This window comes from Xylanibacter ruminicola, from assembly GCF_900107775.1.
GTDB classification, from domain to species: Bacteria; Bacteroidota; Bacteroidia; order Bacteroidales; family Bacteroidaceae; genus Prevotella; species Prevotella ruminicola_C.
The window spans coordinates 151,151-164,005 of sequence record NZ_FNRF01000002.1; the positions used below are offsets into that span (position 1 = coordinate 151,151).

5 protein-coding genes are annotated in these 12,855 nt (G+C 50.9%); 1 reads left to right on the plus strand and 4 read right to left on the minus strand.

Annotation, left to right across the window (positions count from 1 at the left end; genetic code table 11):
* Window positions 1-3: 3 nt before the first annotated feature.
* From BLU97_RS04725 to BLU97_RS04735, 3 genes are read right to left on the minus strand one after another with little or no spacing between them, the layout of a single operon-like run.
* Window positions 4-1,809, minus strand: a complete 1,806-nt coding sequence (locus BLU97_RS04725; protein ID WP_074760493.1) for an alpha-L-fucosidase — start codon at window positions 1,807-1,809, stop codon at window positions 4-6.
* A gap of 10 nt (window positions 1,810-1,819) precedes the next feature.
* Window positions 1,820-4,096 (minus strand): GH92 family glycosyl hydrolase, encoded by a 2,277-nt coding sequence (locus BLU97_RS04730; RefSeq protein WP_139208822.1) that lies wholly within the window; start codon window positions 4,094-4,096, stop codon window positions 1,820-1,822.
* Window positions 4,097-4,122: 26 nt separating this feature from the next.
* On the minus strand, window positions 4,123-5,493 hold the full coding sequence (locus tag BLU97_RS04735; protein ID WP_074760494.1) for an alpha-L-fucosidase: 1,371 nt from the start codon (window positions 5,491-5,493) through the stop codon (window positions 4,123-4,125).
* Between the two features lie 115 nt (window positions 5,494-5,608).
* Here BLU97_RS04735 and BLU97_RS04740 point away from each other — a divergent pair, with 115 nt between their 5' ends.
* Complete coding sequence (locus BLU97_RS04740) at window positions 5,609-9,169, plus strand: glycosyl hydrolase 2 galactose-binding domain-containing protein (protein ID WP_254771661.1); 3,561 nt, start codon at window positions 5,609-5,611, stop codon at window positions 9,167-9,169.
* 39 nt (window positions 9,170-9,208) lie between these two features.
* On the opposite strand, the gene BLU97_RS04745 is transcribed toward BLU97_RS04740, so the two are convergent.
* The gene (locus BLU97_RS04745; RefSeq protein WP_254771662.1) at window positions 9,209-12,736 is read right to left on the minus strand and encodes a family 78 glycoside hydrolase catalytic domain; all 3,528 of its coding nucleotides are present in this window, start codon (window positions 12,734-12,736) and stop codon (window positions 9,209-9,211) included.
* Between the last annotated feature and the right edge of the window lie 119 nt (window positions 12,737-12,855).

Sequence of the window (12,855 nt, forward strand, 5' to 3'; positions counted from 1 at the left end):
ATCTTAAAGAATAATGAGTTTGTCGTAAGCAGCTTTTTCAGTCTCGTTCACCAGGCGCACGGCTTTCAGCTGTACATAACGGCAGTCGGCGGGTGCGAAATACACGTCCTGCATAATCGGATTGTTGCGGATGTTAGAGAATTCGCCGGCGGCAATACGCTTCATGGTGTCGGGGGTATTGCCAGCCCATATCTCGTAATGCGAAATCATACCTGTGGTGGTGGGCTTGTAATGCAGCGAACGGATCTGACGCGTGCGACCCAGGTCGAGGGTGATGCTGTTGGTATCCTGCTGCTGGATGGTGTAATCAAAGCCTTTCAGATTCTGTTCCTGCTGCTGGTAGCTCTCCAAAGCCTTGGGGGCATAGTAGGCACCGATGCCGTTGATGCAGAGCGGACCACGAGCCTCATCGAAGCATACACGCAGCTTCTTGGCGGTAATGGTCTGGAAGCGCAGCAGGCGTTTGAAACCGATAGTGGTAGTGGCCTCCTTGATGCTGATGGGTTGCCATTTGCCGCCATTAAAGTACTCTAAGTGGAACTTGCTAACACGTTGGCCCAGAGGAATATACTCCTGTAGCATGATGCGGTTGATACGTTGTGTGCCCTTGAGTGCAATCTCGAGTGTAGCGGTGGTAACACCGTCCTCGGTAGCCCAGTAGGTATCGTAGTTGCCATCGGTTAGGTTGGCTGTTCCGTACAGTTTCTTATCACGAACATTCGAAGCTTTGATGCTGACTTTACGGAGTAGATTGTTACTCAGTTCGGCAGCTACCTGCTGATGGTAATTCACGGCATTAGCCGAGTCGATGGGATGGATGAGTCCTTCCTTATCCACGGGGAAATTGAGCAGGAATGTACCGTTATGACCCACGCTGCGGTAGTACAGGTCGGTGAGTTGTGGGATGCTTTTCACACGTGCGTCCTCGCTCTCGTGATAGAACCAGCCCGGACGGATACTAGTGTTGCACTCCGAGGGTACCCAGGTATCGCCATCGGCATGTCCGCTGGTCAACTCGTAGTACTTATCGTAACCAGGATAAACCTCGTTGATTCGCAGGAACGACCAGTTGGTGGCATCGGCATAGCCCTCCTCGTTGCCAACCCAACGGCAACCGGGGCCGCCATCGCTAAAGATGATGGCCTGTGGCTGATGCTTGTACACCAGTTTGTGGGCACGGGGAAAATCGTAATAGGTACGGCGATCAATCTTGCGCTGCTCCTTGGCACCGCCATACCAGCCATCACCACCGTTGGCACCATCAAACCACACCTCGAAAAGCTCGCCATACTGGGTGAGCAACTCCTCGAGCTGGGCATAGAAATACTCCACGTAGAGTGGGGTACTGTAGAATGCCTGATGGCGATCCCATGGCGAGAGGTACAGACCCAGTTTCAGACCGTACTTTTTACAAGCGGCTGCCAGCTCGCCTACAATATCACCCTTACCATCCTTGTAAGGCGTATTGCGAACGCTGTAGTCGGTGTACTTGGTGGGCCACAAACAAAAACCGTCGTGGTGCTTGGCTGTGAGTATCACGCCTTTCATACCGGCAGCCTTGATGGTGCGGGCCCATTGCTCGGTATCAAGCTTGGTGGGGTTGAAATCACTCAATGGCGCATCGCCATAACCCCACTCACGATCGCCAAAGGTGTTGGGTCCGAAGTGGATAAAAGCATAAGTCTCTAACTTCTGCCAGGCCACCTGATGGGCTGTGGGCAGGGGCGCAACTGGTGCGGGGGCCTGCTTCTGGGCAAAGGTAGGGAGTAGTAGAAAGTTAAAACTGAATAGTAAAAGTAATTGTTTCATATTTGTGTTATTATTGTTGGTTTTTCGAAAACGAATAGGGAGCATCTTCGGATGCGATACCACGCTGTTTGTTGGGCTTGGTGTCCATATTAAAATGGATGATAGCGCCCTGCATCAGCTGGTTGTGATTCAGGTAGTTATGCTGGTAGTCGGCACCATTCAGCGTCATCTGCTGGATATAGCAGCCTTCGCCCTCGGCACCGATAGATAGTGTGTTGCCGTTCTCCAGGTGTACGGTGGCCTGCTTGAAGTACGGTGTGCCAATCACATACTGATTGCTGCCGGGACAAACGGGATAGAAGCCCAGAGCCGAGAACACATACCAGGCCGAAGTCTGTCCGTTGTCCTCATCGCCGCAATAGCCATCGGGGTTGGCATTGTACATGCGGTTCATCGTCTGGTTAATCCAGTACTGAGTTTTCCAAGGCTCGCCGCTGTAGCCATACAGGTAAATCATGTGCTGTATGGGTTGGTTGCCGTGGGCATAGTTACCCATATTCATAATCTGCATCTCACGGATTTCGTGGATAGTAAAACCGTAATAGCTGTCGTCGAAAACGGGAGGCAGGGCAAATACCGAGTCGAGCATCTGATTGAACGCTGCCTTACCACCCATCAGGTTGATGAGTCCCTGAGGGTCGTGGAATACCGACCAGGTGTAATGCCATGAATTACCCTCGGTAAAGGCGTCGCCCCATTTCAAGGGGTTGAAGGGCTTCATAAACTCGCCGTTCTTCAGGCGACCTCGCATCAGCTTGGTCTCGGCATCAAACAGGTTCTTATAGTTCATGGCGCGCTTGGCAAACACGTCAATCTCCTTTTTCTTTTTTCCTAAGGCTTTGCCTAACTGGTAGATACACCAGTCGTCGTAGGCATACTCCAAGGTGCGGGCGGCATTCTCATTAATCTTTACATCGTAGGGCACATAACCCAGTTTGTTGTAGTACTCGTAGCCCAATCGGCCTGTGCTGCTCACCTCGGGGTGTACAGCCTGGGTGCCGTGCACCACAGCTTCCCAAAGCTTGTTGATATCATAGCCACGCAGCCCCTTCAGGTAGGCATCGGCTACAATCGAGGCAGAGTTGTTGCCTACCATACAGCCGCGGTGTCCGGGACTGGCCCACTCGGGTAGGAAACCGCTTTCCAGATAGGCATTCACCAGTCCATCCTGCATCTTCGTGTTCATCGAGGGATAAACCAGATTAAGCAACGGGAACAGGCAGCGGAAGGTATCCCAGAAACCTGTATCGGTAAACATATAACCCTTACGGACCTCGCCGTTGTAAGGACTGTAGTGGATGGGCTCGCCCTGGGCGTTCACCTCGTAGAAACTACGTGGGAAGAGCACGGAGCGGTACAAGCAGCTATAGAACGTACGCAGGTGGTCGATATTGTTATCCTCGATCTCGATACGTCCCAACACCTCGTTCCAGCGTTGACAGCCGGCAGCTTTTACTTGTTCCAATGAACGCTTGCCAATCTCATTCAGGTTTTGCTCAGCCTGCGCCAGACTGATGAATGATGATGCCACACGGGCACATACCTTCTCGCCTCTACGGGTTTTGAACGATACGATGGCACCGGCGTGATTGGCTGTCATCTCCAACTGATTGGTAAAAACGCTATCCTGCACCGTTACGCTGCTGGCAAATGGCTTATCGAACACTATCACAAACCAGTTTTTGAAGTTCTCGGGTACACCACCACTGTTTTTTGTGGTGTAACCTATCACTTTATTCTCGGATGGGATGATTTTTACGTACGAACCTTTATCAAAAGCATCAATCACCACGTTGGCCTCATCGGTCTCGGGAAAGGTGAATTGCAGCACAGCTGCTCTGTCGGTAGGAGTCACCTCGGCGGTGACATCGTAATCGGCCAGATACACGCTGTAATAATAGGGTGTGGCTACCTCGGCCTTATGCGAGAACCAGCTGGCACGCTTGTTTTCGTTGAACAGCTTCGGACCTACCGTTGGCATCAGCGAGAACTGTCCGTAGTCGTTAATCCACGGACTGGGCTGGTGGGTTTGCTTCAAGCCGCGAATCTTGTTGGCGGTGTAGGTGTACTGCCATCCATCGCCATTTTTGCCGGTCTGTGCCACCCAGAAGTTCATGCCCCAAGGCATGGCAACGGCAGGGTAGGTGTTACCTGTTGAGAGGTTGTAGTTCGACTCAGTACCTACCAAGGTACTCACGTAATCAACCGGCTGCAACTTTGCAAAAACCGACTGGCACGCTAAAAGCAACAAGGCTACGAAGACCTTTTGGATGCAACGTATCTTCATAAGTTCAGAGTTTGGTTCAGACTGCATTATTCGATTTCAAAAGCAACCGACTGCTGCGTCAGCTGCTTGGGCAGATAAACGGTAACCTGGTTGCCCTGCAGCTTGTATTTCACACGTTTGCCGTTGCTTACCAATCGGATGGCTTTCTTGGGCAGATTCTGGCTCCAGGTGATGCTAGTGGGCAGCTTCTCGCCATCGTTTAAACGGTAGATGGCGTAATAGCGACTGCCGTCCTTGGCCTTGGTGAACCATACGTTACCCTCGTTATAATAGGGGGTGATGGTGGTGTTGTAGATGGCTTTGCCGTTCTGTTTGAGCCAGGCACCGATAGCATTCAGGCGTTTTACACTCTCGGGCTCAATCAGTCCTTCCGGAGTAGGACCAACGCCTAACACCAGGTTACCACCCTTGGCTACAATCTCGATGAGAGTACCAATCACCTTCTCGGGACTCTTGAAACGTGGACGTGGCACCCAGCCCCAGTCGTCGCTCAGGGGGATACAGCTCTCCCAAGGGAAATCCAACTGTGTTTCGGGGATGGTGCGCTCGGGTGTCTGGTAGTTCTCGTAAGGACCATGGATGGTACGGTCAACGATGATGATGCCAGGCTGATTCTTACGGGCGATACGTGCCACCTCTGGCATGTCCAGATCCTGACCGCGGTTCTCCTTAGCTACCCAGCCGCCATCGAGCCACAGGATATCTACCTTACCGTAACGCGACAGAATTTCGTTCATCTGATTGTGGGTGAACTTCTTGAACTGCTGCCAGCGCCAGGGGTGCTGGTCAACGGGATAGTTCACGTTGCGACCTTTCTTGGCATACACATCCCACCAGTAGTACTGCGAGTGCCAGTCGGGCTTCGAAAAGTAGGTACCGATGGTGAACTGCTTCTGGCGGAAGGCATCCAGCACATGCTTCAGTACATCGCGACGTGGATCGTCCTTAAAGGCGTGCTTGGCAATGGTAAAATCGGTTTCATGTGAATCCCACATACAGAAACCATCGTGGTGCTTGGTGGTGAAAATCATATATTTCATACCCGCGTTGCTGCAGGCCTCGGCCCACTGGGTAGGATCAAACTTGGTGGGTTTCAACTCATCGGCCAGTCCGAAGTACCAGTCCATATACTGCTGATAGGTGCGTGTAGAGTCGCGGGTAATCCAGTTCTCGTCGCAGATAGCCCATGATTCTACCATGCCAGGTACGGCATATAATCCCCAATGGAACAGCACGCCGAACTTCAGGTCCTGCCAAGCTTTAAGATTCTTAACTACCAGCTGGTCGGTTGGCCACTCGTAGGTTTCGGAACGCTGATGAATCTCGTTATCCTGTGCACCTACCGACAGGCACACTGCCAGCCCTAAGGCCAGACATAATCTTCTTGTTTTTAGCATAAATAGAAATTGTATATTAGTTATGGTTGCAAAGATAGCAAAAAAATGACGAAAGTGTAGTATGGTATTTGATTTTTTTGTATTTTTGTGCGCAAAAATAAGAAACTACGACAATATGAAGTATTTAACAGCAATTTTTTCGTGTATCGGTATGTGCGCTGTGGCTGCACCTCAACCAACTGATTACACGCGTGGCATCGGACAGTATCCGGGTGCCAAGAGTGAGTATTACGCACCCACACTGAGCTGGGTGGAGAATGGCCAGACATTAACAAATGTAGCACGCCACCGTGCGGCCTGGGCTTCGTCGGCTATCGACTACAACCTGACGGCACATCTGGTAACAGATGGCATCTGCGACACAGCCGAACCCATCATGCTCAAGGTATCAACACAAGATGGTGTGCTGCCCCGTAAGGAGGCAGAGTGGGCTATCGATGGCGGTGCCTATTCGAAGAACATCCTGATGGGCGAGAAAACCTGGCTGCAGTACGACTACAGCGGTGCCATGAAGGTAAAGACTGCCGGGGTACGTGTGGTAGGTATGATGGCCTATAATGACCAGCTGGCTACCGAGGGCTACAGCATTCGTTGTGAGGCTTCGGAAAACGGTAAGGACTGGCAGGTGGTAGGCGAACTGAAGGGCGACAAACTGCCTGGTAAGCCCTTGTATTATAAGTTACATTCCGACCCCAATAAGCAGACCGAGGAGAGTCTGTTGCCAGCCCGTCAGTTGGATGAACTGATTAAATTCAAAACACCTGTAAACACCCAGCATCTGCGTGTGGTCATGGATATGATTGGCGCTGCCCACTGGGATGTGTACGAGTTGCAGTTCCAGAATGCCATCGGCGAGTATGTAGAGCTGTTGCCATCGCAGCAGTTCAGTAGCCTGTGGATGAGCGATGGTGGCGGCGAGCAGTGGATATACATCGACTTAGGAAAGAGTCTGCCTATCGAGCAGATTAATCTCGACTGGCTCTATGCCCCCAAGAAAGGCATCATTCAAATATCCGACGACGCCAAAACCTGGAAAAAGGTGGCATCTCTCAATGGTCAATCTTCAATGGTCCGCTCCAGCTCTGCTGGCTTGCAAGGCAAGAATGTTCAATGTACTGCCCGCTACGTGCGCTTGCTGCTCCAGGAGCCCGGTGAGGCTGGCTGCTATGCCCTGCGCGAGCTGGAGGTGCTGTCGAAGCAGAAGCAGGTTTACACCCCACATGCTGTGGCTGGTATGAAGAACGGACGCTACGAGTTGAGTGGCGGCATGTGGCAGTTGCAGCGTGCATCCGAGGTGGATGCCCGTGGCGAGCAGATTGCTTCGGCCGACTATGATAGCCGTAGCTGGATTGCCGCTACCGTTCCTGGCACCGTATTGGCATCGTTTATGAATATCGGCGCTGTGCCCGATCCAAACTATGCCGACGATATAAATCAGATTTCTGAATCTTATTTCCGCTCTAACTTCTGGTACCGTCAGGAGTTCAACGTAGAGCGTATCGATGGCGAGCAGCAGTGGCTCAACTTCGATGGTATCAACTGGAAGGCTAACGTATATCTGAACGGACAGCGTCTGGGACGTATCGAGGGTGCTTTTATGCGTGGCAAATTCAATGTAACCGGTCTGCTGCGCCCTGGTAAGAACTACCTGGCAGTAGAGGTGGAGTGCAATAAGTACTTTGGTGCCGTGAAGGAGAAGGACCGCAATACCACTCAGTTGAATGGTGGACTGCTTGGTGCCGATAATCCAACCTTCCACGCTACGATTGGTTGGGACTGGATTACTAGCGTACGTGGACGCGAGGTAGGTATCTGGAACGAGGTTTATCTCACCTCTACAGGTAATGTTACCGTGAGCGATCCATACGTAAAAACCAAGTTGGCTGCTGATGGCAAAACCGCCAGTGTTAAGCCTGCTGTGTTTGTACGCAACAACGATAACAAGCCAGTTACTGGTACCCTGAAGGGCTGGATTGGTGACGTGAAGTTTGAGAAGAAGATGACGCTGCCTGCCAACACTGAGCAGGAGGTAAGCTTCTGTCCTCATTGCAACAAGCAGTTGACCAGCAGCGACTTTAAGCTGTGGTGGCCTAATGGTTACGGCGAGCCTAATCTGTACGAGGCTGGCTTTACCTTCACCCCTGATAACGGCGTGGCATCTACCATCAACTATCAGGCTGGTATCCGCGAGATGAAATATGAGGGACTGAAGGATTCGCTCATCATGTATATCAATGGACGCCGCTTTATTCCACTGGGTGGTAACTGGGGCTTCGACGAGCATAATCTGCTGTACCGCTCACGTGAGTACGATATTGCTGTAGGGTATCACAAGGAGATGAACTGCACCATGATTCGTAACTGGGTAGGACAGATTGGCGACGAGGCTTTCTACGAGGCTTGCGATAAGCATGGTATCATGGTATGGCAGGACTTCTGGTTGGCTAACCCTGCCGACGGACCTGATCCCCACGACGATGTGCTGTTCCTGAGCAATGCCCAGGATTATCTGCGCCGTATCCGCAGTCATGCCAGCATTGGTATCTGGGTGGGCCGTAACGAGGGATTCCCTCCAGAGGCTATCGATCGCAAGTTGCGTGAGTATGTACACACCCTGTCGCCAGGTCTGGAATTTATTTCTAGTTCGGCTGATGATGGTGTGAGTGGTCACGGGCCATACTGGGCACTACCTATGAAGGAGTACTTCTCTCGTCAGAGTGGTAAGATTCACACCGAGCGTGGTATGCCAAACGTGATGAATATCGAGAGTCTGAAGCGTACGTTGAGTCCCGATTCACTCTGGCCACAGAGCGTACAGTGGGGTATGCACGATTACACCCTGTTAGGTGCCCAGCGTGCCCGCGAGTTTAACGGACTGGTTGAAGAGGGGCTTGGCAAGGCTAACAGCGCCGAGGAGTTTACCCGTTGGGCTCAGCTCATTAACTATAACGGTTATCGTGGTATGTATGAGAGTACCAGCAAGAGTCGTGCAGGACTGTTGATCTGGATGAGTCATGCTTGCTGGCCATCGATGGTATGGCAGACTTACGATTACTATTTCGATCCCACAGCGGCTTACTTTGGTGTAAAGAAGGCCTGCGAGCCATTACATATCCAGTATAACGCCCTGACAGATAGCGTTGAGGTAGTGAACCACTCTGCAGGAAATGTGGCAGGTATCACCGCTACAGTATCGGTATTCGATCTGAATGGTAAGAAGGTGCGCCAGCAGAAGGTTCGTTTGAATAGCACCGAGGATACCACCAAGGCCATCCTGAAGTTGGCTAAATTGCAGGCTCAGGCGCCATCGGATGTATGGTTCCTGCGTTTGACACTCGCCGATAAGCGTGGCTTGATTTCGGAGAACGAGTATATCATGGGTCGCGAGGAGAACAATTACCGTGCCCTGAACACCCTGCCAAAAACAGCATTGCAGCAGAACGTAAAGGTTATTGGTACCAAGGCTGTTGTAACACTGAAGAATGTTGGTAAGGCTGTTGCTCCGTTCCTGCGTATCAATCTGAAGGGTGCTGATGGCGAGCAGATTCTGCCAGTTATCTATAGCGATAACTATTTTACCTTGATGCCTGGCGAACAGAAGGTGGTTACCATCGAATGGAAAGCCGAGGATGGTAGAGGACAGAGTCCTGTGATTGAGGTAACTCCGATTAACTAAAAAAGAATCTCCTCCAAAACTGGAGGAGATTTCTTTTTTTTAGAGTTTCTTTTGTAAGTGGTAAGTACCACTTGGATATGTCTTTGAGGTTGTTTCGCCAGGTAGGGTAACGATGGCGGTGGCACCTTCGGGAACGGTGAAGTTCCACAACCATAGGTCGCCCTCGTATTTCCATTCACTCTTAATCAAACCGGCAGCCGACTGGTATTCGGCCTTCATAAAGCCTAAACGCTTATCGGGGATAGGCTTCATGATAATCTGCTTAAAGCCTGGCGCCTGTGTGTTGGTAGCGATTCCGGCTGCTGTCTCCCAGATCCACTCGCATACGGCACCGTAGGCATAGTGGTTAAAACTGTTCATGCCGTTAGGTCCTAAGCCGTTATCGCGACGGTAGCTGTTCCAACGTTCCCAGATGGTGGTGGCACCGTTGTCAATAGAGTAAATCCAACTGGGGTTCTTACGCTGGAAGAGCAGCTCGTAGGCGATATCTACCATGCCGTTCTCGGTGAGTGTGGCCATCAGGATGCTGGTGCCTAGGAAACCGGTCTGCAAGCAGTTGCCATGCTCCACAAAGTTTTGGCGCAGGCGCTGAATCGTACGCTCCTTAGCTGCATCATCTACCAGGTGGTTCTTCAGAGCAAACAGGGCAGGGGTTTGCATGGTGTTCAGCACGGCTGTCTTAAAGGTACCATCCTGATTCAGGAATTGCTGTTTCAGATAATTCTGGGCAGTCTCTGCCATCTGCTGGTATTTCGAGGCATCGCGACCTGTGGCCAGCGCCATATCACGCATCATCTCGGCATCAATCTGCCAGTAGCAAGCACTCAGGTAATTCCAGTAGGCTATGGCATCAGGACGTGGCTTCCAATTCTCGTCGAAAGCCAGGTTGATACAAGTCTCCAAAGCCTCGCAGCTCAGCCAGTCGGCCCATTGGTAGTTACCATTCTCTTTCACGAGTGCCTCGTGGTTGTATTTCACCTCATTGATGTGGTTCATGAAGCGTTCCATCGCCTCCCAGTTCTCATTCACGATGGCTTTGTCGCCAAACTGCTTCCATACCGTCCAAGGCACAATCACACCGGCATCGGCCCAACCCAAACGCATCATCTCATTACCATACTGGGCAGTAGGCGATACGCCTGGGAATCCACCTGTAGCACTCTGTGAGTCGCGTACGTCGCGCGTCCATTTATGGAAGAATCCGTCGGTATTAGCAAAGAACGAGCCGGCCTCGGTAAATACCTGAGTATCAGCCATCCAACCTAATCTCTCATCGCGCTGCGGACAGTCGGTAGGCACCGATAGATAGTTAGAACGCTGCCCCCAAACGGTGTTCGAAATCAGCTTGTTAATTAGGTCGTTACCTGTGGTGATTTTTCCCGTTTCCAAACCCTTGGCGATACTTGTTACAGGCAACGATTCCACGCGCTGTATCTCCACCTTATCTGTAGCGGTTACCGAGATATAACGGTAGCCAAAGAAGGTGCAGTGGGGATAGTAGCTTACAAAGCTTGGGTTGTTGGCAAAGGTGTAATCGATTCGGATACCAGTGTTCTGGATACGCAGGTTGCGACGATGCACGCTACCTTCAGGGCCATCCATGCCACGGCGCTCGGCACCGTTGCCATCGTTCAGGATTTCTGCTGGTAGACAAGTCAGGGTAGTACCTTCGTTGGCTTTAAAGCTGAAGAATGGTACACCTGATGTGTTCTGACCGAAATCTACAATCAACGTTTCGCCTGGGTTCAGGGTGATGATTTCGCCCAGGGCATAGTTACGTTTGATGATAACCTTACCATATTCGATATCCTTCTTGTCGGCGGCTTGCTTCTCGCCGGTTACACCTTGCCAGATATAGGCGCTGGCGGGGCGTAATGCCAAGTCGCGTCGTAGATAAACCTCTGCACCCTCTGATGGAACTATCTCGCCAGTAAACTCGGTATTTATTTCAGGAGTTGAGAGTTTTTCTGGGGTAGCAAATCCTGGCAGTTTGCGGGCATCAAAAGCCTCGCCATCAAAGATACCGGCATGCTTTACCTGACCTGCAATACCTGCTTTCCAATCCTTGCAGTTGGTACCGTAGTACTGTTTGGTACCATCGGCAAATGTCAGCTCCAGCACACCACGGAAGGCGCATTTCTTACCAATCATACCTTCGTGATCACCAGGGGTGATAATCTTGTCGGCCCACCAGCCCGGAGTTACCTGAGCCGAGAGCATATTCTCGTTACCTGTCTGCTTCTGGAAAGCATCGGTGATATCATAGGTAAACGAACGCTTGGTCTTGGCGTAATGCGTAAATCCTGGCTTCAGGATTTCCTCGCCTACAGGCTGTCCGTTCAGGTAAAGCTCAAACACACCTAATCCCGTTGTCATCCATTTGGCTTGTGTAACGGGCTTTTCGTTTTTGATGGTAGATACAAACCAACTGGCACCATCGGCAGCACGAATCACCTTATCGGCACGTCCTGTTACTACGGGGGCGTTCACTACTGAAATCCATTCGGCATTCTGCCAGGCTGATGCGTTGAGAGCTGTGGTTTTATGGCCTACCGTGGTGGGCTGCTCCAACAACATTTTACTCAGCAGCGAACTGAATTCACCAGTTCGGTCGTTCGAGTATTCCCAGTACATACCACCACGCAGGTTGTTTTCAAGGATATACTGACAGATGGCGCCTAAGGAACGGGTTGTTTCGTAGGCCCAAACAAACTCGCCTTTTTCGTTGGCAATATAATCGGCCTGGGCCACATCACTCCACTGACGACTATAGCCTACAGGCAGAATACCCGTACGCAGATATTCGTCAACACCGGCATCCTGTCTTCTACCTTTTTGGTAGAAGGGCATACCCATTACCAGTTTCTCTTTGGGTACACCAGCCTTCAGGTGTGCCTCGACAGCTTCAGAGCCAGTGCAGTAGCCTGAGATAGGCGAGGGGTAGAGGGCAGCATGATGTGCCTTGTTGGGATCGCTCATATCGTACGACATCACATTTACCAAGTCGAGATAAGGCAGACATTTCTTAAAGTCGATATACTTTGCGGTGCAGATGGTGGCAATGGTAAGCAGTTTCTGCTTACCTAACACGCGGCGCAATTCCTTCATCAGCAGCGTAAAGTTATCGATATCGTCGGGTGATGACGAGATACCAGCCTCGCTGGATGACGGGTATTCCCAGTCGATATCGATACCATCCAGTCCGAACTCATCTACAATGCGTTTGCAGTCCTTGGCAAAGGCAGCGCGGTTCTGTTTGGTGGCAGCCATTTCGCTGAATCGTCCTGCTGTCCATCCACCAATCGACAGCAGCACCTTCAGTTCCGGATTCTGCTGTTTCAAACCAGCAATCACTCGTAGGCGTTCTGGCTTTTGGATATCTACACCATTAAATGTTTTGTTGACTGTTCCGAACGCATAGTTGATGTGTGTCATCAACGTAGGATCGGGAATCTCTGTTGTACCTGCGGTAACATAAGCTACCACTACACGATTTGTTACTAGCTTTCCGGCATAACCATACCAGAATGTGCATAATCCGAAAATTAGCAATAGAAGTCTTTTCATTTCAGTTTTGAGTTATATCGGGGCAAAGTTAAGTATAATTGTTGTAATTTCCAAGTAATATAGATAGAAACTATAAAAAAAATCAGCCGAAGCTCATATTGCTTCGGCTGATAATCATT

Coding starts and splice junctions, on each gene's coding strand:
- BLU97_RS04725 (WP_074760493.1), bottom strand. CDS start 1,809: ATGAAACAATTACTTTTACTATTCAGTTTTAACTTTCTACTACTCCCT.
- BLU97_RS04730 (WP_139208822.1), bottom strand. CDS start 4,096: ATGAAGATACGTTGCATCCAAAAGGTCTTCGTAGCCTTGTTGCTTTTA.
- BLU97_RS04735 (WP_074760494.1), bottom strand. CDS start 5,493: ATGCTAAAAACAAGAAGATTATGTCTGGCCTTAGGGCTGGCAGTGTGC.
- BLU97_RS04740 (WP_254771661.1), top strand. CDS start 5,609: ATGAAGTATTTAACAGCAATTTTTTCGTGTATCGGTATGTGCGCTGTG.
- BLU97_RS04745 (WP_254771662.1), bottom strand. CDS start 12,736: ATGAAAAGACTTCTATTGCTAATTTTCGGATTATGCACATTCTGGTAT.